Genomic DNA, 21832 nt, shown 5'->3' with positions numbered 1-21832 from the left:
TGTTTCTGTCACAAATCGGCAAGTCTGATAACGTGCGTCTATCGATTGCAGCCGCTATGCTGGGCCCGCAACTTCATGGACGCACGTTATGACCCTCACAGAATTACGCTACATCGTCACACTCGCCCAGGAACAGCACTTCGGCCACGCCGCCGAGCGCTGCCACGTGAGCCAGCCGACCCTGTCGGTCGGTGTGAAGAAGCTCGAGGATGAGCTTGGCGTTCTGATCTTCGAGCGCAGCAAAAGCGCGGTACGCCTGACCCCGGTCGGTGAAAGCATCGTTGCCCAGGCGCAGAAGGTACTGGAGCAGGCCCAAGGCATTCGCGAACTGGCGCAGGCCGGCAAGAACCAGCTGACCGCCCCGCTCAAGGTCGGTGCCATCTACACCGTCGGCCCCTACCTGTTCCCGCATCTGATCCCGCAACTGCACCGCGTGGCGCCGCAGATGCCGCTGTACATCGAAGAAAACTTCACCCACGTACTGCGCGAAAAGCTGCGCAACGGCGAACTGGACGCGGTGATCATCGCCCTGCCGTTCAACGAAGCCGACGTGCTGACCTTGCCGCTGTACGACGAACCGTTCTGCGCCTTGATGCCTGCCGACCACCCGTGGACGGCGAAGAAGACCATCGACACCGCCATGCTCAACGACAAGAGCCTGTTGCTGCTCGGTGAAGGCCACTGCTTCCGTGACCAGGTACTGGAAGCCTGCCCAACCTTGAACAAGGGGGGAGAAGGCTCCAGGCACACCACGGTCGAGTCCAGTTCGCTGGAAACCATCCGCCACATGGTGGCCTCGGGCCTTGGCGTGTCGATCCTGCCGCTGTCGGCCGTGCACAGCCATCACTACGCCCCCGGCGTCATCGAAGTGCGCCCGCTGACGGCACCGGCACCGTTCCGTACCGTGGCCATCGCCTGGCGCGCCAGCTTCCCTCGGCCCAAGGCCATCGAGATCCTCGCTGACTCGATCCGCCTGTGCTCGGTCGCAAAAAACCCTGCGGAACAGCCGGCCTGAGTCATGAGTGAGCTGTCGAAAGTCCCGGTCACGGTACTGAAAGGTGTTGGTGAGGCCATGGCAGAAAAGCTCGCCAAGGTCGGCCTGGAAAACCTGCAGGACGTGCTGTTCCACCTGCCCCTGCGCTACCAGGACCGCACCCGAGTGGTACCGATTGGCCAACTGCGCCCCGGCCAGGATGCGGTGATCGAGGGGGTGGTCAGTGGTAGCGACGTGACCATGGGCAAGCGCCGCAGCCTGGTGGTGCGCCTGGGTGATGGCAGCGGCGTGCTGACACTGCGCTTCTACCACTTCAGCAACGCGCAGAAGGAGGGCCTGAAGCGCGGCACTCACCTGCGCTGCTACGGCGAAGCCCGCCCCGGCGCTTCGGGCCTGGAAATCTACCACCCAGAGTACCGCGCACTGAACGGCGACGAGCCGCCGCCACCGGTCGAGCAGACCCTGACGCCGATCTACCCCTCCACCGAAGGCCTTACCCAGCAACGCCTGCGCCTGTTGTGCCAACAGAGCCTTGGCCTGCTCGGCCCACGCAGCCTGCCCGACTGGTTGCCGGACGAACTGGCGCGGGACTACCAGCTGGCGCCGCTGGACGAAGCCATTCGCTACCTGCACAACCCACCGGCCGACGCCGACCTCGACGAGCTTGCCGAAGGCCAGCACTGGGCCCAGCACCGCCTGGCCTTCGAAGAGCTGCTGACCCATCAGCTGTCGCAACAACGCCTGCGCGAAAGCCTGCGCAGCCTGCGTGCACCGGTATTGCCCAAGGCCACGCGCCTGCAGGCGCAATACCTGGCCAACCTGGGCTTCCAGCCGACCGGCGCGCAGCAGCGGGTAGCCAACGAAATTGCCTACGACCTCAGCCAGCACGCGCCAATGATGCGCCTGGTACAAGGCGATGTGGGGGCGGGCAAGACCGTGGTTGCCGCCCTGGCTGCGTTGCAGGGCCTGGAAGCGGGCTACCAGGTGGCGCTGATGGCACCCACCGAGATTCTCGCCGAACAGCACTACATCACCTTCAAACGCTGGCTCGAACCGCTTGGCATCGAAGTGGCGTGGCTGGCTGGCAAGCTCAAGGGCAAGGCCCGGGCAGCCTCGTTGGAGCAGATCGCCAACGGTGCACCCATGGTGGTCGGCACCCACGCGCTGTTCCAGGAAGAGGTCAAGTTCAAGCACCTGGCCCTGGCGATCATCGACGAACAGCACCGGTTCGGCGTACAGCAACGCCTGGCCCTGCGCAAAAAAGGCGTGGCCGGCGAGCTGTGCCCACACCAGCTGATCATGACTGCCACGCCTATTCCGCGCACCCTGGCCATGAGCGCCTATGCCGACCTGGACACCTCGGTGCTCGACGAACTGCCGCCTGGGCGTACCCCGGTGAACACGGTGCTGGTGGCCGACAGCCGCCGCTTCGAGGTGGTGGAGCGGGTTCGCGCCGCTTGCGCCGAGGGGCGCCAGGCCTATTGGGTGTGCACCCTGATCGAAGAGTCTGAAGAGCTGACCTGTCAGGCAGCCGAAAGCACTTATGAAGAACTCGGCAGCGCCTTGGGCGAACTGCGTGTGGGCCTGATTCACGGCCGCATGAAACCTGCGGAAAAAGCCGAGATCATGGCGCAGTTCAAGGCCGGTGAGTTGCAGTTGCTGGTCGCGACCACTGTCATCGAAGTCGGCGTGGACGTACCCAACGCCAGCCTGATGATCATCGAAAACCCCGAACGCCTGGGCCTTGCCCAACTGCATCAGCTGCGCGGCCGGGTTGGCCGGGGCAGCGCCGTCAGCCATTGCGTGCTGCTGTACCACCCACCGCTGTCGCAGATCGGTCGCGAGCGCTTGGGGATCATGCGCGAAACCAACGATGGCTTCATCATCGCCGAAAAGGACCTTGAGCTGCGTGGTCCGGGCGAGATGCTGGGCACCCGCCAAACCGGCCTGCTTCAGTTCAAGGTCGCCGACCTGATGCGCGACGCCGACCTGCTGCCGGCTGTGCGAGACGCCGCTCAAGCCCTGGTCGCGCGCTGGCCGGATCATGTCAGCCCGCTACTCGACCGCTGGCTGCGCCATGGCCAGCAATATGGCCAAGTGTGACGCTAGTCCCAGAATGGATCCAGATTTGCTCGCAGGCTGGTTATACTTCGCGTTTAAAAGAAACAGTGGATACGGACCATGACTGAAGTTGCCCTGGACACCGCAACCCCACACGCCCCCTCTGTCATCAGGCTGCTGCTCGACAAACTCGGCGTGGCCTACCGCGAGGTGGTCGAACACCCGCAGCTGCCTGCGGCTTCGCGGGTGCAGGCGGTGCTTCTCGACGACGAGGTCGGCGCCCTCATGGTGCTGTTCCCGCAGAGCCAACTGCTGGACCTCAACCGCCTGGCCGAGCTGACCGGGCGCAAGCTCACCGCTGTGTCGGTGCCGCGACTGAAGCAGATGCTCGACAAGCACCAGCTCAAGGCCTTGCCGGGTATCCCGGCGCTGACCAGCTCGCCGTGCCAGTACGAAAAGAGCCTGCTCGACGCCGAGACCGTCTATATCCAGTCGGGCGAAGCCGGCCTGCTGCTGGAAATCGAACGCGCGAACTTCAAGCGTATGCTGGCCAAAGCCAGCGCCAGCAACTTCGGTCAGGAAGTCGAGGCCATCAGCCCCAACCTCGACCGCCCCGATGACGACACCCGGGAAATCACCAATGCCGTCCAGGCCTTCACTGCCCGACGCATTCAGAAGCGCCTGGAAGAAACCATCGAAATCCCACCGCTGGCCGACACCGCGCAAAAAATCATCAAGCTACGGGTAGACCCCAACGCCAGTATCGATGACATCACGGGCGTGGTCGAAACAGACCCGGCGCTGGCAGCGCAAGTGGTGAGCTGGGCCGCGTCGCCCTATTACGCCTCGCCGGGCAAGATCCGCTCGGTGGAAGACGCCATTGTCCGCGTGCTGGGCTTCGACTTGGTGATCAATCTGGCCCTTGGCCTGGCACTGGGCAAAACCTTGAGCCTGCCAAAAGACCACCCACAGCAGGCAACGCCCTATTGGCAGCAGTCGATCTACACCGCTGCAATCATCGAAGGCCTGACCCGCGCCATGCCTCGGGCAGAGCGCCCCGAAGCCGGGCTCACCTACCTGGCCGGGCTGCTGCACAACTTTGGCTACTTGCTGCTGGCGCATGTGTTCCCGCCGCACTTCTCGCTGATCTGCCGCCACCTGGAGGTCAACCCGCACCTGAACCACACCTACGTGGAGCAGCACCTGCTGGGCATCAGCCGCGAGCAGATCGGGGCCTGGCTGATGAAGCTGTGGGACATGCCCGAAGAGCTGTCGACCGCCCTGCGCTTCCAGCACGACCCGGCCTATGACGGCGAGTACTCGGCGTTCCCCAACCTGGTGTGCCTGGCCACTCGCCTGCTGCGCTCACGGGGGATCGGCACTGGGCCGCAGGAAGAGATCCCTGACGAGCTACTGGAGCGTTTGGGGATTACCCGGAACAAGGCCGAGGATGTGGTGAACAAGGTGCTCGAGGCCGAGAACCTGTTGCGAGAACTGGCTTCGCAGTTCCACGCACCGCATTGAGACTTCTGGGGCCGCATTGCGGCCCCGGCAATTTCAGCCTTTCTTCTTGGGTTTCAGGTACTTCATCAGCCCCTGGAACCACATCACCAGCGCCGGATTGCCCTTGATCTGGATGTTCTTGTCCTGAATCCCCTGCATGAACGCCAACTGCTTGTTGCCCGCCTGCATCGTGGCAAAGCCATAGGCCGCGTCCTTGAAGGCAATGGCAAAGGCAGGCTGCGGATGGGCCCCGCCCTTGCTGCTGATGCGCTCGTTGTTGACGACGAAGTGCCTGGCAACCTTGCCATCCAGCGTCTGCATCTGGAACACCAGGTCCTTGCCCTTGAGCTGCTGCTGGAATGCCGGATTGTTACGGCTGGCCCTGGCCATCAGCAGCCCCATGGCCCAGAGAAGAAAGCGGAACTTCATCGACGCGCCTCGATTGAAAAGTGACTAAGTTGCGCAGTTTATCCTCTTAACGACCTGATTATGCAAGTTCGCAGCAGTTACTGCGTGTAAAGCACAACGGGCGCCATGAAGGCGCCCGTTCGGGATCAACGCGTCGTCAGCGCAAGCTTACTTTTTCTTGGCGGCCTTGCTAGGCGCGGCCGGGGGATTGACGCTGTCCTTGAGGTTCTTGCCTGGCTTGAAGGCCACGGTGTTGCTGGCCTTGATCTTGACCGGCTCGCCGGTTTGAGGGTTCTTGCCGGTACGTGCACCGCGATGGCGTTTTTCGAAGGTGCCGAAACCGACCAGGGTCACGGTGTCCTTGTCCAGGGCACCGGTGATGCTGTCGAGAATCGCGTTCAAAACCTGATTGGCCTTTTCCTTGGTCAGATCGGCCTTTTCGGCGATGACGGCGGCGAGTTCTGGTTTGCGCATAGTGAAGCCTCTTTGACGGAATTCTTGTTGTTATGCCGTGCTGCCTTTAGGAGCAGCGCTCAAGGCACCGCAGGCTCTAATCTGCGGCAGACGGGAGTGAGAATGGCACGTGCTCAGAGGCCGCGCCAGTATCAGGCCGGCCATTGTGCGGGCAACAACAGGATAAATCCGACAGAACGCCCTCTATTTACGCCATTACCGGTGGCAACTGGCGATTCAGTGACAGCTTGTCCATCACGGCTGCCCCGGTCAGGGCATAGCCCATCAATTTGCCGTCAGCGCCATGGCAGAGCACCTTGAGGTCACTGCCCTGCCCCTCCACCTGCCAAGTCCCTTCGTTGCCCAGAGGCGGTGGCGAAACCACCAGCGGGCAGGCCGGGGTTTTCACGGTAATCGGCATCGGCCCGTAGGCAACCGCGGTCGGCTTGCCTGCCAGGGTTTGGGCCAGTGCCCGCGCACAACTCATCAGCGGCATCACATAGAGCAGGTTGATGCCATCCACTTCGGCACAGTCACCCAGGGCAAAGATGTTGGCGTGGGACGTGCGCAACTCGCGGTCTACGCTGACACCACGATTGGTCCGCAAGCCGGCTGCGGCGGCCAGGTCGGTACGCGGGCGCAGGCCGATGGCCGATACCACCAGGTCGCACGCGATCACGCTGCCATCCGACAGGTGCGCCTCCAGGCCTTGAGCTACCTGTTGCAGGCGGGTCAGCACCGGCCCCAGGTGGAAGCTTACGCCCAGGCCCTGCAGCCCAGCCTGCACCGCCGCTGCGGCAGCCGGGTGCAGCAGCGTCGGCATGACTTGTTCGCATGGCGCCACTACATCGACCTTGAAGCCGCCCAGGCTCATGTCGTTGGCGAATTCGCAGCCGATCAGGCCGGCTCCGAGAATCAGCACACGCTGCTTGCCGACGGCGGCGGCACGGAAGCGCGCGTAATCTTCCAGGTCGTTGATCGGGAACACCAGGTGGCTGCCATCACCCTCGATCGGCACCTGCACGGTCTGTGCGCCCCAGGCCAGCACCAGGTCGCGGTATTCCACGGCCTCTTCGCCGATCCACAGCCGCTTGTGGCCCGGGTCGATGCCGCTGATGCGGGTGTGGGTGCGGATTTCGGCGTTCAGCTGTGCGGCCATGACGCCCGGCTCGGCCATGCACAGGCCGTCGGCGTCCTTCTGCTTGGCAAAGCCCATGGACAGCATGGGCTTGGAGTACGAACGACCGTCGTCGGCGGTGATCAGCAGCAGCGGCGTCTGCGCATCGAGCTTGCGAAATTCACGGGCCAGGTTGTAGCCCGCAAGGCCGGTACCAATGATTACCACAGGGGACGTCATGTCGTGCTTTCCTCGATTAGCCGATGGAGATCATTTCAAAATCGCTTTTGCCGACGCCGCAGTCGGGGCACAGCCAGTCTTCAGGCACATCTTCCCAACGGGTGCCAGGGGCGATACCGTCGTCGGGCCAGCCTTCGGCTTCGTCGTAGATCAGGCCACAGACAATACATTGCCACTTTTTCATGGGGGTGGATTTCCTCGGTTCAGGCTTGGTTTCGTGTTGCTGCTGAGGGCCCTCTCGCAGGTGCCGACGCGCAATTCATGGGGGGCTTTTTATCGGCCCTGCCCGCAGTATGCAAGCACTCGGGGCAATCATGCTAAGCTCGCCGCCTCTCTGGTTGTAACAAGCAGACCGACGTGTCGTACGAATCCCCGCTAGCAGCCGCTGTCGCGTGGCTGCCGTATTCACAGCTGGCGACCGACATCGACCAGCCTACTCTTGACTGGCTGTTCGACGAGGGCTCGCTGACTCGCCGCCTGACCCGCCTGTCCTTCGATCACTTCTCCGTCACCCCGCTGTTCGAGGGCTGGCAGCCGCTGCGCGATGACGAATGCCAGGCGCTGGGTATCGCCGCCGGCGCCGAAGGCTGGGTGCGCGAGGTGTACTTGCGCGGCCATGGCCAACCTTGGGTGTTCGCCCGCAGCGTGGCCAGTCGCAGCGCCCTGGAGCGTGGTGGCCTGGACCTGGAAACCCTGGGCAGCCGCTCGCTGGGCGAGTTGCTGTTCTGCGACCAGGCATTCATCCGCCACCCGCTCGAAGTGTGCAGTTATCCACAGGCCTGGCTGCCGCCCGAAGCCGCCCATGCGGCGCTTTGGGGCCGCCGCTCGCGCTTCGAGCGTGACGGCCTGGACCTGCTGGTGGCAGAAGTGTTCCTGCCGGCATTGTGGCAAGCGGCCAAGGAGGAAAACCGCTGATGTACCTGCAACTGCTCAAGTCGCTCAACCGCCTGCACCCGCGGGCCTGGGACTTTGTCCAGCTCAGCCGCATGGACCGCCCGATCGGCATCTACCTGCTGCTGTGGCCGACGCTGTCGGCAGTGTGGATTGCCGGCAACGGTTCACCGACCCTGGCCAATGTGCTGATCTTCGGCCTTGGCGTGGTGCTGATGCGCGCGGCCGGCTGCTGCATCAACGACTTCGCTGACCGCAAGGTGGATGGCCACGTCAAGCGCACCGCCGACCGCCCCCTGGCCAGTGGCCGCGTGCGGCCACGCGAGGCGCTGGCACTGTTTGCGATGCTGGTCGGGGTGAGTTTCCTGCTGGTGCTGTGCACCAACAGCCGCACGGTCTGGCTGTCGTTCGGCGCGGTGGCGTTGGCGTTCTGCTACCCGTTCATGAAGCGCTACACCTACTACCCACAGGTGGTGCTGGGGGCGGCGTACTCCTGGGGTATTCCCATGGCTTTCACCGCCGCAGGTGGCGAATTGCCGGCCAGCGCCTGGCTGCTGTACATCGCCAACCTGTTATGGACGGTGGGTTACGACACCTACTACGCCATGGTCGACCGCGATGACGACCTGAAGATTGGCGTGAAGTCCACGGCGATTCTGTTCGGTGACGCGGACCGCAACATCATCCTGACCTTGCAGTTGCTGTCGCTGGGGTGCTTGTTGTTGGCGGGTAGCCGCTTTGACCTGGGGGGCTGGTTCCACCTGGGGCTGCTGGGCGCTGCGGCGTGCTTTGCCTGGGAATACTGGTCGACACGCAAGCTGGACCGGGAGTCGTGCTTCAAGGCGTTTCTGCACAATCACTGGGCGGGGTTGCTGGTGTTCATTGGGGTAGTGCTGGATTACGCGTTTCGCTGAATAGGTTGGGGCCGCTGTGCGGCCCCGGCAGTTTCAAGGCTTGGCGACGTGCCACACGTCTTTGACGCCATCACCCGTCATGTCCCCAGCCTTCTTGTCCTTGACGAAGGTATACAGCGGCTTGCCGTCATAGGCCCATTGCATCGAGCCGTCATCACGCTTTATCTGCGTCCACTTGCCCTCGGCTTTTTCGCCATCCATCACTTTCAGCGGCGGCCAGTTGGTGGCGCAATCGCCATTGCACATCGACTTTCCACCCGCATCCTTGTCGAAGGTGTAAAGGGTCATGCCGGCATGATCGACCCACATGCCGTCCTTCTCCATGGCATGGTGGGCGGACGCCACCCCCGGAAGCGCCAGCGCAGCGAAAAGGGCCATCCAGCTCAGCGTTTGTCGTGTCATTGGATTCACCATTGTTTCGGGGGAATTGAGTTCGGGTTGCCGCGATTGCGGCCCTTTCAAGCCTAGTTCAGTCATGGAATGTCGCCAGAACGGCCAACACCCTGTCACACAGCTGCAATAATTCCGTTATCTAATGCGGGCCAAGACACCGAATCCAGGAGAGGTTTTGAGCATGGTTGGCAGGAACATTCTGATCGTCGACGACGAAGCGCCCATTCGCGAGATGATCGCCGTTGCCCTGGAAATGGCCGGCTATGACTGCCTGGAAGCGGAAAACTCCCAACAGGCCCACGCGATCATCGTCGACCGCAAGCCGGACCTGATCCTGCTCGACTGGATGCTGCCGGGCACCTCCGGCATCGAGCTGGCCCGCCGCCTGAAGCGCGATGAGCTGACGGGCGACATCCCGATCATCATGCTCACCGCCAAGGGCGAAGAGGACAACAAGATCCAGGGCCTGGAAGTGGGTGCCGACGACTACATCACCAAGCCGTTCTCGCCGCGTGAGCTGGTTGCACGACTGAAAGCCGTGCTGCGCCGTACCGGCCCGAGCGACAGCGAAGCACCGATCGAAGTCGGCGGCCTGCTGCTCGACCCGATCAGCCACCGCGTGACCATCGACGGCAAGCCGGCCGAGATGGGCCCGACCGAATACCGCCTGCTGCAATTCTTCATGACCCACCAGGAGCGCGCCTACACCCGTGGCCAACTGCTGGACCAGGTGTGGGGCGGCAACGTCTACGTCGAGGAGCGCACCGTTGACGTGCACATCCGTCGCCTGCGCAAGGCGCTGGGTGAAGCCTACGAAAATCTGGTACAAACCGTCCGGGGCACTGGCTACCGCTTCTCGACCAAGAGCTGATCGAGTTCAAAAGCGCCAAGCTGCACGTCGTTGTACAAGGACCGTCAATTGAACCAGAACTGGCATGCAACCCTGATTCGCCATCTGCTGTTGCTGATTACCGTCTGCCTGATCGGCGGGCTGGTCAGCGGCTACTATGGCTGGAGCCTGGCCATTGGCCTGGCGCTCTACCTGGGCTGGACCCTCAAGCAACTGCTGCGCCTGCATGACTGGCTGCGCAATCACCAGCCCGACGAAGCACCGCCCGATGGTTACGGCCTGTGGGGCGAGGTGTTCGACAGCATCTACCACCTGCAACGCCGCGACCAACGTGTTCGGGGCCGCCTACAGGCCGTGATCGACCGGGTGCAGGAGTCCACCGCCGCGCTACGTGACGCAGTGATCATGCTCGACAGCGACGGTAACCTGGAATGGTGGAACCGCGCTGCCGAGACCCTGCTGGGCTTCAAGACCCCGCAGGACGGCGGCCAGCAAGTGACCAACCTGGTACGCCACCCGCGCTTCAAGGAATACTTCGAGGCAGAAAACTACCTCGAGCCGCTGGAAATCCCTTCGCCAATCAATGACCGCATGCGTGTGCAGTTGCACATCACCCGTTACGGCAACAACGAACACCTGATGCTGGTGCGCGATGTCACCCGCATTCACCAGCTGGAACAGATGCGCAAGGACTTCGTCGCCAACGTGTCGCACGAGCTGCGCACGCCGCTGACGGTGATCACCGGCTACCTGGAAACCCTGCTGGACAACGTCGAAGACGTGAACCCACGCTGGAGCCGCGCACTGCAGCAGATGAGCCAGCAAGGTTCGCGCATGCAGACCCTGCTCAACGACCTGTTGCTGCTGGCCAAGCTGGAAGCCACCGATTACCCCTCGGACAACCAGCCGGTGGCGGTCGATGCCCTGCTCACTGCCATCAAGGGCGACGCCCAGGCCCTGTCCGGGCCGCGCAACCAGCGCATCAGCCTGGAAGCTGCGCCTGGTTTGAAGCTCAAGGGCAGCGAGTCGGAGCTGCGCAGCGCCTTTTCCAACCTGGTATTCAACGCGGTCAAATACACTCAGGACGAAGGCAACATCCGCATCCGCTGGTGGGCCGATGCCCAGGGTGCGCATCTGTCGGTGCAGGATTCGGGGGTGGGCATCGATGCCAAGCACCTGCCACGCCTGACCGAGCGTTTCTACCGTGTAGATTCCAGCCGTGCGTCGAACACCGGCGGTACCGGGCTGGGGCTGGCAATCGTCAAGCATGTGCTGATGCGCCACCGCGGCAAGTTGGAAATCAGCAGCGTGCCGGGGCATGGCAGCACCTTTACCTGTCACTTTGCGCCGGCACAATTGGCCAACGGCAAGGCTTGAGGGCCTCGGGGGCTGCTTTGCAGCCCATCGCGACACAAGGCCGCTCCTACACGGGATCGCGGTCTCCTGTAGGAGCGGTCTTGTGTCGCGATGGGGCGCAAAGCGCCCCCAAAGAATCCATCGCCCTTTGCTTTTGCGGCCCCAGCCGCTACATTGGATCCCCTGTGCCAGCAAAAGCTGGCACTTTTTTTCTCTATCTCAAAGACGGACCCCGTAAAAACTCCATCATGGACCCTTCCCCTGGTATCAGCCTAACCTCGTTATTCGCCGACTTCGGCATGATCATCTTTGCCTTCCTGCTGGTGCTGCTCAACGGCTTCTTCGTTGCCGCCGAGTTCGCCATGGTCAAGCTGCGCGCCACCCGCGTAGAGGCCATCGCCGAGCAGCACGGCTGGCGCGGCAACATCCTGCGCAAGGTACACAACCAGCTCGACGCCTACCTGTCGGCCTGCCAGTTGGGCATCACCCTCGCCTCGCTGGGCCTTGGCTGGGTGGGTGAGCCCGCCTTCGCCCACCTGCTGGAGCCGCTGCTGGCCTACTTTGGCGTGGACAGCGCCGAGCTGGTCAAGGCGATCTCGTTCTTCGTCGCCTTCTTCGTCATCTCGTACCTGCACATCGTGGTTGGCGAGTTGGCCCCCAAGTCCTGGGCCATTCGCAAGCCAGAACTGCTGTCGTTGTGGACGGCCGTGCCGCTGTACCTGTTCTACTGGGCAATGTACCCGGCCATCTACCTGCTCAATGCCAGCGCCAACACCATCCTGCGCATTGCCGGCCAGGGCGAGCCCGGCCCGCACCACGAGCACCACTACAGCCGCGAAGAACTGAAGCTGATCCTGCACTCCAGCCGCGGTCAGGACCCAAGCGACCAAGGCATGCGCGTGCTGGCCTCGGCCGTGGAAATGGGCGAGCTGGAAGTGGTCGACTGGGCCAACTCGCGTGAGGACATGATCAGCATCGACGCGCATGCGCCGCTGAAGCAGATCCTGGCCCTGGTGCGCCGCCACAAATTCAGCCGCTACCCGGTGTATGACGCCGAGCGCGAAGAATTCACCGGCCTGCTGCACATCAAGGACCTGCTGCTAGAGCTAGCTGAGCTTGAGCATTTGCCCGAGACCATCGACCTGGAAGACCTAGCCCGGCCACTGGAGCGCGTATCGCGGCACATGCCGCTGTCGCAACTGCTGGAGCAGTTCCGCAAGGGCGGCGCGCATTTCGTCCTGGTGGAGGAAGCCGACGGCAAGGTAATCGGCTACCTGACCATGGAAGACGTGCTGGAAGTGCTGGTAGGCGATATCCAGGACGAACACCGCAAGACCGAACGCGGCATCCTCGCCTACCAGCCGGGCAAGCTACTGGTACGCGGCGACACACCGCTGTTCAAGGTCGAGCGTCTGCTGGGCATCGACCTCGACCACATCGAGGCAGAAACCCTGGCCGGGTTGATCTACGAAACCCTCAAGCGAGTGCCTGAAGAAGAGGAAGTGCTGGAGGTCGAAGGGCTGCGCATCATCATCAAGAAGATGAAAGGGCCCAAGATCGTGCTGGCCAAGGTACTGAAGCTGGATTGAGGGCCATGGGGCTGCTTTGCAGCCCCAAACATCTCAGGGGTTACCCGCAGTAAAGTCGGGCAACCCGCTGATTGGCCTGTCGAACCGGTAAGGTATCGACTCCAGCGCCAACCCCACATTGCGCTGCACCACGAAATGCAGGTGCGGCCCTGTGCTGTTGCCGGTATTACCCGACTTGGCCAGCATCTGCCCCTGCCGTACCCGCTGCCCCTCCGCCACCACCACCGAGCCACGCATCAGGTGCAGATAAACGCCCATGGTGCCATCCGGGTGCAGGATCCTGACAAAATTGCCCGACGGGTTGGGCTCGCGCCCGCTCTGGCTGTTCTGCATCTTCACCACCACCCCTTCCCGCGCCGCGATGATGGGCGTGCCTTCGGGCATGGCGATATCCATGGCATAGCGCCCCTTGGGTCCAAAATGACTGACACGGCCATTGGGCCCCTGGGTGACGCGGAACGGCCCGCCGATCCACGGGAACGCATAGCGAAAGCCCTGGGGCCGTTTGCCTGGGTCACCCATGGCCTGTAGCAGGGTCGAACGGTAGTTCAGCAGCAGCCCTGGCCGCCCCCTGAGCACGCTGAGCATCTGCGTGGTGCGCGGCGGTAGCAGCCGGCGCACGATACGCGGGGCATCGCCGCCTTGTGCGTTCACCAGGTTGTCCAGCCGTAACTCGACCTCTACCGGCACATGCAGCTCGTTGCGTGCCGAGAAGCTCACACCACCGTCGAAGGTTTTTGCGTTAAGCAGCACCTGGCCTTCGAGCGTTTCGACCATGGGTTCGAGCAACACCAGGGGCTTGGCGCCGGGGCCGGGCCGGTCGGAGTAGGAGATCACACCGGATTCGTCGGTGATCTTGTAGAGCGTCACACCCAGGCTCGACGCCGAGGCCATGAGCAATGCACAGAACAGCAGCAGGCGCGCGGGCATGATAGTGGCTTTTTGACAGTTATGATCTGTCGAAGCCTAGCAGCGGGTTTTGTGGCGGGTATTGCAGTTGGTCGGATGGCGCAGGAGCAGCCCTGTGCTGCCCCTGCCCCTGCCTCAGGCGCCGGGGGTGAAGTGCTTCTGCGCAGTCCCTCGGGCAATCAGCCGCGACAGGTAGTCGAGCTTCTGGGCATCCTGGTCGACGAACTTGAACGTCAACTGCAGCCAGTCACTGTCAGGCTTGGGCTCCAGCGCCGCGACAGCATGCAGGTAACCGTTCAGGCGAGCGACTTCGGCGCTTTCGCCCTGCTCCAGGTCCAGCACCGCACCTTCGAGCACCTGTGGCAGCGCTTCGCTGCGGCGTACCACCAGCAGCGCTTCTTTCAGGCTAAGCGCCTTGATCACGCACGGCTGCATGCCACTGGCCAGGCGCAGCTGGCCCTGACCACGGCCGCTCGGCGCGGAGGCAGCAGGTGCGGGCGCCGTGACCAGAGGCTTAGCCGGTGCTGGCGCAGGCGCCGAAACCTTGACCGCTTCCGGCTTGCCGGCGGTCAGCGCGTTCAACGAGTCGTTCGCGAACGCCGAATTGGTACGCGCCGGGCCAATAGCCATCAGGCTGTCGAGCTTGCCGATCTTGGTCAGGGCTTTTTTCACCTTGGTCAGCAGTTGTTCGTTGGTGAACGGCTTGCCGACAAAGTCGGAAACGCCCGCCTGGATCGCCTGAATGACATTTTCCTTGTCGCCACGGCTGGTCACCATGATGAACTGAAGGTGCTTCAGCGCAGGCTGCTGGCGGCACCAGGTGAGCAGCTCCAGGCCGGACATTTCCGGCATTTCCCAGTCGCACAGGACCAGGTCGAACGCTTCCTTGCCGAGCATGGCCATGGCCTTGCGACCATTGACCGCGTCGTCGATGGCCATGCCCGGGAAGGCATTGCGCAGGCACTTGCGGACCAGGTCACGGATAAACGGGGCGTCATCCACGACCAGCACATTCACTTTACTCATCGATACTCCTTCTGAATCCCGACTAGCCTACTGCCAAGTACTGGCCATTTGCTACAACCTGGTCACGCCGGGATCGTTCGCGGGTGCCTGCCGGCTCTCGACCGCAAACGAAAACGCCCGGCCAAGGCCGGGCGTCGATGCTCGGGAGCAACCTTATTTATCGTCAGATTCACCTGGAACATTAGCCTTTTCGCCGTCGACGACAGCAGTGCCCTGTACTTCTGCAGTCATGCGCTTGAGGCCCATGTGCCGCACGTCGGTGCCGCGCACCAGGTAGATAACCAATTCGGAGATGTTGCGCGCATGGTCGCCAATACGCTCCAGCGAGCGCAGCACCCAGATCACGCTCAACACCCGCGAGATAGAACGCGGGTCTTCCATCATGTAGGTCACCAGCTCACGCAGCGCGGTCTTGTATTCGCGGTCGATGGTCTTGTCGTACTGGGCCACCGACAACGCCAGGTCGGCATCGAAGCGAGCAAAGGCGTCCAGCGCATCGCGGACCATGTTGCGCACCTGGTCGCCGATGTGGCGCACCTCGACGTAGCCGCGTGGCGACTCGCCTTCTTCGCACAGCTGGATAGCGCGGCGGGCGATTTTGGTCGACTCGTCACCAATGCGCTCCAGGTCGATCACCGACTTTGAAATGCTGATGATCAGGCGCAGGTCGGAGGCCGCCGGCTGGCGGCGGGCGAGGATGCGCAGGCACTCCTCGTCGATGTTGCGCTCCATCTGGTTGATCTGCTCGTCGACCTCACGCACTTGCTGGGCCAGGCCAGAGTCGGCTTCGATCAGCGCGGTCACCGCGTCGTTGACCTGCTTTTCCACCAGCCCGCCCATGGCCAGCAGGTGGCTGCGCACCTCTTCGAGCTCGGCGTTGAACTGCTGGGAAATGTGATGGGTAAGGCTTTCTTTGTTGATCATCATTCGCTCCGCGAAGAAGCTGCAAGCTTCAAGTAGTTCGTCTCGTTCCCTGGCGGGTCGGGCTTAGCCGTAGCGCCCGGTGATGTAGTCTTCGGTCTGCTTCTTCGCCGGGTTGGTGAACAGGGTATCGGTATCGCCGAATTCGACCAGTTTGCCCATGTACATGAACGCGGTGTAATCCGAAACACGGGCCGCCTGTTGCATGTTGTGGGTCACGATGACGATGGTGTACTTGGATTTCAATTCGTAGATCAGCTCTTCGACCTTCAACGTCGAGATCGGGTCCAGCGCGGAGCAGGGTTCATCGAGCAACAGCACCTCCGGCTCCACCGCGATGGTGCGGGCGATGACCAGGCGCTGCTGCTGGCCACCGGACAGGCCCAGCGCCGACTCGTGCAGGCGATCTTTCACCTCGTCCCACAAGGCCGCGCCCTTCAACGCCCATTCGACGGCTTCATCCAGCACGCGCTTCTTGTTGATGCCCTGGATGCGCAGGCCGTAGACGACGTTCTCGTAGATGGTCTTAGGGAACGGGTTGGGCTTCTGGAACACCATGCCCACACGGCGGCGCAGCTCGGCCACGTCTTCGCCCTTGCGGTAGATGTTGTTGCCGTACAGGTTGATGGCGCCTTCCACGCGGCAACCGTCAACCAGGTCGTTCATGCGGTTGAAGGTGCGCAGCAGGGTCGACTTGCCGCAGCCGGACGGCCCGATGAAGGCGGTCACGCGCTGCTTGGGGATGTTCATGCTGACGTCGAACAACGCCTGCTTGTCACCGTAGAACAGGCTCAGGCCCGGCACTTCGATGGCCACGGTTTCTTCGGCCAGGCGCAGGCTCTGCTTGTTGCGGCCCAGGGCAGACATGTCGATGCCGTGGGTATGGGAATCTTGCTGCATGGTCAACTCCATACGCTATCAATTCGTTTCAAAGGGCCGCCCGGCGTTCGGGCGGCACGCTTGCAATCAGGGTCAGCTGTCCAGCGCCTTGTACTTCTCGCGCAGGTGGTTGCGGATCCACACGGCCGACAGGTTGAGGGTGGCGATCACCAGCACCAGCAGCAGCGCCGTGGCATATACCAGCGGCCGCGCGGCTTCGACGTTCGGGCTTTGGAAGCCGACGTCATAGATATGGAAGCCCAGGTGCATGATCTTCTGGTCCAGGTGCAGGTACGGGTAGTTCCCGTCCACCGGCAGCGACGGCGCCAGCTTCACCACACCCACCAGCATCAGCGGCGCCACTTCACCGGCAGCGCGGGCCACGGCGAGGATCATGCCGGTCATCATGGCCGGGCTGGCCATTGGCAGGACGATCTTCCACAGCGTTTCCGCCTTGGTCGCACCCAGCGCCAGCGAACCTTCACGCACGGTGCGTGGGATACGCGCCAGGCCTTCTTCGGTCGCCACGATCACCACCGGCACCGCCAGCAGTGCCAGGGTCAGCGATGCCCACAGCAGGCCAGGGGTGCCCAGGGTCGGCGCCGGCAGTGCTTCGGGGAAGAACAGGCGGTCGATCGAGCCACCCAGCACGTAGACGAAGAAGCCCAGGCCGAACACGCCGTAGACGATCGCCGGCACACCGGCCAGGTTGTTCACCGCAATGCGGATCAAACGGGTCACCGGGCCTTGCCTTGCGTATTCACGCAGGTAGACAGCGGCCAGCACGCCGAACGGGGTGACGATCACGGCCATGATCAGGGTCATCATCACCGTACCGAAGATGGCCGGGAAGATACCGCCCTCGGTGTTGGCTTCACGCGGGTCGTCGCTGAGGAACTCCCAGACCTTGGCAAAGTAGGTGCCCAGCTTGGTGAAACCGGACATGCCGTTCGGCTGGATGGCGTGCACCACCTTGCTCAGGTTGATTTCCACTTCACGGCCATTGCCATCGCGCGCCACCAGGCTGTCGCGGGCGAAGGCCTGGTGCAGGCCGGTCAGGCGGTCTTCGATGGCCTTGTAGCGGCTGTTCAGCTCGGCGCGGTCGGCGTCCATGTCGGCCTGGGCGGCAGCGTCCAGCTTGCCGTCCAGTTCCAGCTTGCGGGCCTGCAGGCGTAGGCGCTCGAGGCCATGGTTGATGGCACCGATGTCCTTCTTTTCCAGTTGCTGCAGCTCGCCATTAAGCTGGTTGGCACGCTTGAGACGGGCTTGCAACTCGGTCCAGGCTGCAGGGCCTTCGGCAACCACGCGGCCTTGTTCCTTGACGCTGACCAGGTAGCCGTAGAAGTTACCCCACTCGCGGCGCTCCAGGGCGATCAGGTCGGCCGGGCGCTGTTCGTCGACCAACCAATCGCCAACCACCCAGGTGAAGTCGCTGCCGTTGAGGTCGCGGTTACCCACCTTGATCAGCTCGCGGGTCATGAACTCCGGGCCTTGGTCCGGTACCGGCAGGCCGGCGCCCTTGAGGCGGGCACGCGGCACCTCTTCCTTTTGCACCACTTCGCCGATAACGATGTGATCAGCCTGGCCCGGCACCTTGTAGGTGGCCTGGACAAGATCGGCCGGCCAGAAGTGGCCCAGGCCGCGCACGGCGATCACCGCCAGCAGGCCGACGGTCATGATCACCGCCATGGCCACCGCGCCGCCGCTCATCCAGACGCCTGGGGCGCCGCTCTTGAACCAGCCTTTGAGGGAATCCTTTTTCACGGATCGCTACCTTTCTATCAAAGCGACGAGTATTTCTTGCGCAGACGCTGGCGAATCAGCTCGGCCAAGGTGTTCATGATGAAGGTGAACATCAGCAGCACCAGGGCGGCCAGGAACAGCACGCGATAGTGGCTGCCACCGACTTCCGATTCCGGCATTTCCACGGCCACGTTGGCGGCCAGGGTGCGCATGCCTTCGAACAGGTTCATTTCCATCACCGGGGTGTTGCCGGTGGCCATCAGCACGATCATGGTCTCGCCCACTGCCCGGCCCATGCCGATCATCAACGCCGAGAAGATGCCTGGGCTGGCGGTGAGGATGACCACGCGGGTCAGGGTCTGCCAGGGCGTCGCGCCCAGTGCCAGCGAGCCGAGGGTCAGGCTGCGTGGCACGCTGAACACCGCATCTTCGGCAATGGAATAGATGTTCGGGATGACCGCGAAGCCCATGGCGATGCCCACTACCAGGGCGTTGCGCTGGTCGTAGGTGATACCTAGGTCGTTGGTGATCCACAGGCGCATGTCACCGCCGAAGAACCAGCTTTCCAGGTGCGGGCTCATGGTCAGGGCGAACCAGCCGGTGAACAGGATGACCGGGATCAGGATCGCCGCTTCCCAGCCATCCGGCACACGCAGGCGGATCGACTCCGGCAGGCGGCTCCAGACGAAGCCGGCCAGCAGGATGCCAAACGGCATCAGCAGGAACAGGCTGAACACACCCGGCAAGTGGCCTTCCAGGTATGGGGCCAGGAACAGGCCGGCGAAGAAGCCGAGGATCACCGTCGGCATCGCTTCCATCAGCTCGATCACCGGCTTGACCTTGCGGCGCATGCCAGGGGCCATGAAGTAGGCGGTGTAGATGGCAGCGGCAATGGCCAGCGGGGCGGCCAGGATCATCGCGTAGAACGCGGCCTTGAGGGTACCGAAGGTCAGCGGCGACAGGCTGAGCTTGGGCTCGAAGTCGGTGTTCGAAGCGGTCGATTGCCAGACGTACTTGGGTTCGTCGTAGTTCTCGTACCACACCTTGCCCCACAGCGCGCTGAAGGAAACCTCCGGGTGCGGGTTGCGCAGGCTCAGCGGCAGCAGCTTGCCGCCTTCTTCGATGATGATGCGGTTGGCGCGTGGCGACAGGGCCAGGATGCCAGGGCCTTCGGCAGCCGGCTCGACCAGCAAGGTACGGTGCGCGGTGCTGTGGAACACGCCCAGCTTGCCGTCGGCGTCGAGGGCGATGAAGCCCTTGCGGCGCTCTTCGGCGTCGATCTGCACGATAGGCGCCTTGCCCATCTGGAAGGTACGAATCTGCTTGAAGCGCGATTCGCCATCCGGGTCGCGGGCCATGAACCACTGGGCCAGGCCGCCCTTGGAGTCACCGATGATCAGCGAAATGCCACCGACCAGCTGGGCCGTGGCGGTAATTTCAGTGTCGGCGCTTTCAGACAACTTGTAACGGCCGTTGAGGCTCTTGTCGCGCAGGCTGAACACGTCAGCCGTGGCGCGACCGTTGATCACGTACAACCACTGCTGGCGCGGGTCGATGAAGATGTTCTTCACCGTTTCGGTCATCTGCGGCAGGGCGATACGGTTCTGCTCGGTGGTGACCTCTTCGGTCATCATGTTTTCCGTGCGAGTCAGCTCGACCACCTGCAGGTGCGCGCCAGTGGAACCGGCCAGCAGCAAGGTGTCGCCATTGACGTTGACGCTCACGTGCTCCAGCGCGCGGCCCTGTTCGTCGAGCACGAACGGCTGCTCGCCGTACGGGTAGTCGATGCCGGGGGCGATGGTTTTCTTGTTGTCGGGGTAGGTGATCTTGTAGGTGTGGTGGAACACCAGCACCTGGCCATTGGACAAGCCAAGCACCACCAGCGGGCTGCCCGGCTGGTCGGTACTGATCGACGTGACCTGGGTGTCTGCCGGCACCGGCAGGTCGACCCGCTTGAGCGCGTTGCCGGTTTTGGTATCGAAGAACAATGCCTGGCCCTTGTCCGAAACCCGCATCCCCACCAGGTTCTGCTCTTCAAGCGCGATCATCAGCGGGTTGCCGGCATCCTGCTGCAGCCAGGTCGGCTCCAGGGCTTTCTTGCTGGTCAGCTGGGCGCCCTGGAACAGTGGCAGTACCACGTACGCCAGGTAGAAGAAGATCAGGGTGATTGCCGCCAGTACGGCAAGACCGCCGACCAGCACATACCAGCGGGTCAGGCGGTCCTTGAGCGCGCGCATGCGGCGCTTGCGTTGCAACTCGGGCGTATTGAAATCAATGCGCACGGGCTGGGAGTTTTGGGTCATGTTGGAATTGGCCAGATCATTCATGCGCACACCCTAGCGGTCCCGTGTGACAAAAACATTACAAAGTGGTGACGCGCGAAAGCCCGCCGCACAGGGAACCTGGCTTCGGACTGGAAATTCGTGGAAGAGGCCGGGCAGTGGCTCCGGCCTCTTCTTAATTACTTACTTCTTTGCAACGTTACCCGCGTGGGACAGGCCCAGGTCAGCCAGGGTCTTGTCGACGACTTTGGCCGGCAGCGGAATGTAGCCATCCTTCACCACGACCTGCTGGCCAGCTTGCGACAGCACCAGCTTGACGAACTCGGCTTCCAGCGGAGCCAGAGGCTTGTTCGGCGCCTTGTTGACGTAAACGTACAGGAAGCGCGACAGCGGGTAGCTGCCATTCAGGGCGTTGGTTTCGTTGTCTTCGACGAACTCGCCGCCTTCCTTCTTGGCCAGGGCCACGGTCTTGACGCTGGCAGTCTTGTAACCAATGCCCGAGTAACCGATGCCGTTCAGCGAAGAGCTGATCGACTGCACGACCGAAGCCGAGCCAGGCTGCTCGTTGACGTTAGGCTTGAAGTCGCCTTTGCACAGGGCTTCTTCCTTGAAGTAGCCGTAGGTGCCCGAGACCGAGTTGCGGCCGAACAGCTGGATTGGCTTGTTGGCCAGGTCGCCGGTCACACCGACGTCACCCCAGGTCTTGATCTCGGCCTTGCCACCGCACAGGCGGGTGGAGGAGAAGATGGCGTCGACCTGAGCCATGGTCAGGCCCTTGATCGGGTTGTCTTTGTGCACGAACACGGCCAGGGCATCGACGGCGACCGGGATTGCGGTCGGCTTGTAGCCGTACTTCTGCTCGAAGGCCTGCAGCTCGACGTCTTTCATCTTGCGGCTCATCGGGCCGAGGTTGGCGGTGCCTTCGGTCAGCGCGGGTGGCGCGGTGGAGGAGCCGGCTGCCTGGATCTGGATGTTTACGTTCGGATATTCCTTCTTGTAGGCCTCGGCCCACAGCGTCATCAGGTTCGCCAGGGTGTCGGAACCAACGCTGGAGAGGTTGCCCGATACACCGGTGGTCTTGGTGTAGGTCGGGATCGCAGGATCGACAGCGGCTACCGCGTTGGCGGTTGCAACGCCAGCGGCGGCAAAGGTGAGGGCCGCCATCAAACGCTTCAGTTTCATGCCTTGCTCCTAGCAGGAATATTGGGGTGTTGGATGGAACGGGCCCAAGTATCGGCAGGCCGCATGAACACGATATGACTTCATTGTGACAATTGGATGAAAGGCCATCATCGGTTATCCG

The 21832-nt window shown here is 62.8% G+C and carries 20 protein-coding genes; 8 read left to right on the top strand and 12 right to left on the bottom strand.

The genetic code is table 11. The features are described from left to right. Window positions 1-88 precede the first annotated feature (88 nt). From DM807_RS13565 to DM807_RS13555, 3 genes are all read left to right on the top strand, one after another. Window positions 89-1015: a hydrogen peroxide-inducible genes activator gene (locus DM807_RS13565; protein WP_012274839.1), complete on the top strand. Its 927-nt coding sequence runs from the start codon at window positions 89-91 to the stop codon at window positions 1013-1015. A 3-nt stretch (window positions 1016-1018) separates the two neighbouring features. Then, entirely contained in the window at window positions 1019-3097 is a 2079-nt protein-coding gene (gene recG / locus DM807_RS13560) for an ATP-dependent DNA helicase RecG (RefSeq protein ID WP_012274840.1), read from the top strand. A 78-nt stretch (window positions 3098-3175) separates the two neighbouring features. Then, window positions 3176-4579, top strand: coding sequence for an aminoacyl-tRNA deacylase and HDOD domain-containing protein (locus DM807_RS13555; protein WP_179027460.1), 1404 nt, complete (start codon window positions 3176-3178; stop codon window positions 4577-4579). 33 nt (window positions 4580-4612) lie between these two features. Here DM807_RS13555 and DM807_RS13550 read toward each other — a convergent pair whose 3' ends face one another. From DM807_RS13550 to DM807_RS13535, 4 genes are all read right to left on the bottom strand, one after another. Further along, a complete protein-coding gene (locus tag DM807_RS13550) occupies window positions 4613-4987 on the bottom strand; it encodes an SCP2 sterol-binding domain-containing protein (protein WP_012274842.1) in 375 nt (124 codons plus the stop codon). A 147-nt stretch (window positions 4988-5134) separates the two neighbouring features. Next, a complete protein-coding gene (locus tag DM807_RS13545) occupies window positions 5135-5440 on the bottom strand; it encodes an HU family DNA-binding protein (RefSeq protein ID WP_012274843.1) in 306 nt (101 codons plus the stop codon). 187 nt (window positions 5441-5627) lie between these two features. Next, a complete protein-coding gene (locus DM807_RS13540; RefSeq protein ID WP_179027459.1) occupies window positions 5628-6776 on the bottom strand; it encodes an NAD(P)/FAD-dependent oxidoreductase in 1149 nt (382 codons plus the stop codon). A 16-nt stretch (window positions 6777-6792) separates the two neighbouring features. Continuing rightward, window positions 6793-6960 carry a rubredoxin gene (locus tag DM807_RS13535; RefSeq protein ID WP_003253349.1) on the bottom strand — a complete coding sequence of 56 codons (168 nt, stop codon included), beginning with the start codon at window positions 6958-6960 and terminating at the stop codon, window positions 6793-6795. Window positions 6961-7133: 173 nt separating this feature from the next. On the opposite strand from DM807_RS13535, the gene DM807_RS13530 reads away from it, so the two are divergent. After that, window positions 7134-7691 carry a chorismate--pyruvate lyase family protein gene (locus DM807_RS13530; RefSeq protein ID WP_012274845.1) on the top strand — a complete coding sequence of 186 codons (558 nt, stop codon included), beginning with the start codon at window positions 7134-7136 and terminating at the stop codon, window positions 7689-7691. Then, window positions 7691-8581 (top strand): 4-hydroxybenzoate octaprenyltransferase, encoded by an 891-nt coding sequence (ubiA, locus tag DM807_RS13525; protein WP_012274846.1) that lies wholly within the window; start codon window positions 7691-7693, stop codon window positions 8579-8581. Before DM807_RS13530 ends, ubiA begins: the two co-directional genes overlap by 1 nt. 33 nt (window positions 8582-8614) lie before the next feature. On the opposite strand, the gene DM807_RS13520 is transcribed toward ubiA, so the two are convergent. Beyond that, window positions 8615-8983, bottom strand: a complete 369-nt coding sequence (locus DM807_RS13520) for a COG4315 family predicted lipoprotein (RefSeq protein WP_060493970.1) — start codon at window positions 8981-8983, stop codon at window positions 8615-8617. A 172-nt stretch (window positions 8984-9155) separates the two neighbouring features. Between DM807_RS13520 and phoB the strand changes: the two genes are divergently transcribed. The 3 genes from phoB to DM807_RS13505 all read left to right on the top strand — a co-directional run bounded on the left by phoB (window position 9156) and on the right by DM807_RS13505 (window position 12769). Continuing rightward, window positions 9156-9845, top strand: coding sequence for a phosphate regulon transcriptional regulator PhoB (phoB, locus tag DM807_RS13515; RefSeq protein WP_003253341.1), 690 nt, complete (start codon window positions 9156-9158; stop codon window positions 9843-9845). 48 nt (window positions 9846-9893) lie between these two features. Continuing rightward, window positions 9894-11201, top strand: a complete 1308-nt coding sequence (gene phoR, locus DM807_RS13510) for a phosphate regulon sensor histidine kinase PhoR (protein WP_012274848.1) — start codon at window positions 9894-9896, stop codon at window positions 11199-11201. A 227-nt stretch (window positions 11202-11428) separates the two neighbouring features. Further along, window positions 11429-12769, top strand: coding sequence for a hemolysin family protein (locus DM807_RS13505; RefSeq protein ID WP_012274849.1), 1341 nt, complete (start codon window positions 11429-11431; stop codon window positions 12767-12769). A gap of 33 nt (window positions 12770-12802) precedes the next feature. On the opposite strand, the gene DM807_RS13500 is transcribed toward DM807_RS13505, so the two are convergent. The 7 genes from DM807_RS13500 to DM807_RS13470 form a co-directional block, all read right to left on the bottom strand. Continuing rightward, entirely contained in the window at window positions 12803-13699 is an 897-nt protein-coding gene (locus tag DM807_RS13500; RefSeq protein WP_012274850.1) for a peptidoglycan DD-metalloendopeptidase family protein, read from the bottom strand. Between the two features lie 114 nt (window positions 13700-13813). Further along, window positions 13814-14704: a response regulator gene (locus DM807_RS13495; RefSeq protein ID WP_012274851.1), complete on the bottom strand. Its 891-nt coding sequence runs from the start codon at window positions 14702-14704 to the stop codon at window positions 13814-13816. A 153-nt stretch (window positions 14705-14857) separates the two neighbouring features. Further along, entirely contained in the window at window positions 14858-15628 is a 771-nt protein-coding gene (phoU, locus tag DM807_RS13490; RefSeq protein WP_012274852.1) for a phosphate signaling complex protein PhoU, read from the bottom strand. Between the two features lie 63 nt (window positions 15629-15691). Further along, the gene (pstB, locus tag DM807_RS13485) at window positions 15692-16525 is read right to left on the bottom strand and encodes a phosphate ABC transporter ATP-binding protein PstB (RefSeq protein ID WP_012274853.1); all 834 of its coding nucleotides are present in this window, start codon (window positions 16523-16525) and stop codon (window positions 15692-15694) included. Window positions 16526-16597: 72 nt separating this feature from the next. Then, entirely contained in the window at window positions 16598-18214 is a 1617-nt protein-coding gene (pstA, locus tag DM807_RS13480; protein ID WP_179027473.1) for a phosphate ABC transporter permease PstA, read from the bottom strand. 71 nt (window positions 18215-18285) lie between these two features. Further along, window positions 18286-20574, bottom strand: a complete 2289-nt coding sequence (locus DM807_RS13475; RefSeq protein ID WP_179027458.1) for an ABC transporter permease subunit — start codon at window positions 20572-20574, stop codon at window positions 18286-18288. Window positions 20575-20712: 138 nt separating this feature from the next. Next, window positions 20713-21711, bottom strand: coding sequence for a phosphate ABC transporter substrate-binding protein PstS (locus DM807_RS13470; protein WP_012274856.1), 999 nt, complete (start codon window positions 21709-21711; stop codon window positions 20713-20715). Between the last annotated feature and the right edge of the window lie 121 nt (window positions 21712-21832).

It is taken from the genome of Pseudomonas hunanensis (assembly GCF_013393325.1).
GTDB classification, from domain to species: Bacteria; Pseudomonadota; Gammaproteobacteria; order Pseudomonadales; family Pseudomonadaceae; genus Aquipseudomonas; species Aquipseudomonas putida_P.
Note: the sequence above shows the minus strand (reverse complement) of the source record. Positions and strands in the feature narration are given on the sequence as shown.

What these genes read in the sequence shown, in the direction of transcription:
- DM807_RS13565 (WP_012274839.1), top strand. Translation starts at nt 89, where the DNA reads ATGACCCTCACAGAATTACGCTACATCGTCACACTCGCCCAGGAACAG.
- recG (WP_012274840.1), top strand. Translation starts at nt 1,019, where the DNA reads ATGAGTGAGCTGTCGAAAGTCCCGGTCACGGTACTGAAAGGTGTTGGT.
- DM807_RS13555 (WP_179027460.1), top strand. Translation starts at nt 3,176, where the DNA reads ATGACTGAAGTTGCCCTGGACACCGCAACCCCACACGCCCCCTCTGTC.
- DM807_RS13550 (WP_012274842.1), bottom strand. Translation starts at nt 4,987, where the DNA reads ATGAAGTTCCGCTTTCTTCTCTGGGCCATGGGGCTGCTGATGGCCAGG.
- DM807_RS13545 (WP_012274843.1), bottom strand. Translation starts at nt 5,440, where the DNA reads ATGCGCAAACCAGAACTCGCCGCCGTCATCGCCGAAAAGGCCGATCTG.
- DM807_RS13540 (WP_179027459.1), bottom strand. Translation starts at nt 6,776, where the DNA reads ATGACGTCCCCTGTGGTAATCATTGGTACCGGCCTTGCGGGCTACAAC.
- DM807_RS13535 (WP_003253349.1), bottom strand. Translation starts at nt 6,960, where the DNA reads ATGAAAAAGTGGCAATGTATTGTCTGTGGCCTGATCTACGACGAAGCC.
- ubiA (WP_012274846.1), top strand. Translation starts at nt 7,691, where the DNA reads ATGTACCTGCAACTGCTCAAGTCGCTCAACCGCCTGCACCCGCGGGCC.
- DM807_RS13520 (WP_060493970.1), bottom strand. Translation starts at nt 8,983, where the DNA reads ATGACACGACAAACGCTGAGCTGGATGGCCCTTTTCGCTGCGCTGGCG.
- phoB (WP_003253341.1), top strand. Translation starts at nt 9,156, where the DNA reads ATGGTTGGCAGGAACATTCTGATCGTCGACGACGAAGCGCCCATTCGC.
- DM807_RS13505 (WP_012274849.1), top strand. Translation starts at nt 11,429, where the DNA reads ATGGACCCTTCCCCTGGTATCAGCCTAACCTCGTTATTCGCCGACTTC.
- DM807_RS13500 (WP_012274850.1), bottom strand. Translation starts at nt 13,699, where the DNA reads ATGCCCGCGCGCCTGCTGCTGTTCTGTGCATTGCTCATGGCCTCGGCG.
- DM807_RS13495 (WP_012274851.1), bottom strand. Translation starts at nt 14,704, where the DNA reads ATGAGTAAAGTGAATGTGCTGGTCGTGGATGACGCCCCGTTTATCCGT.
- phoU (WP_012274852.1), bottom strand. Translation starts at nt 15,628, where the DNA reads ATGATCAACAAAGAAAGCCTTACCCATCACATTTCCCAGCAGTTCAAC.
- pstB (WP_012274853.1), bottom strand. Translation starts at nt 16,525, where the DNA reads ATGCAGCAAGATTCCCATACCCACGGCATCGACATGTCTGCCCTGGGC.
- pstA (WP_179027473.1), bottom strand. Translation starts at nt 18,214, where the DNA reads ATGAGCGGCGGCGCGGTGGCCATGGCGGTGATCATGACCGTCGGCCTG.
- DM807_RS13475 (WP_179027458.1), bottom strand. Translation starts at nt 20,574, where the DNA reads ATGAATGATCTGGCCAATTCCAACATGACCCAAAACTCCCAGCCCGTG.
- DM807_RS13470 (WP_012274856.1), bottom strand. Translation starts at nt 21,711, where the DNA reads ATGAAACTGAAGCGTTTGATGGCGGCCCTCACCTTTGCCGCCGCTGGC.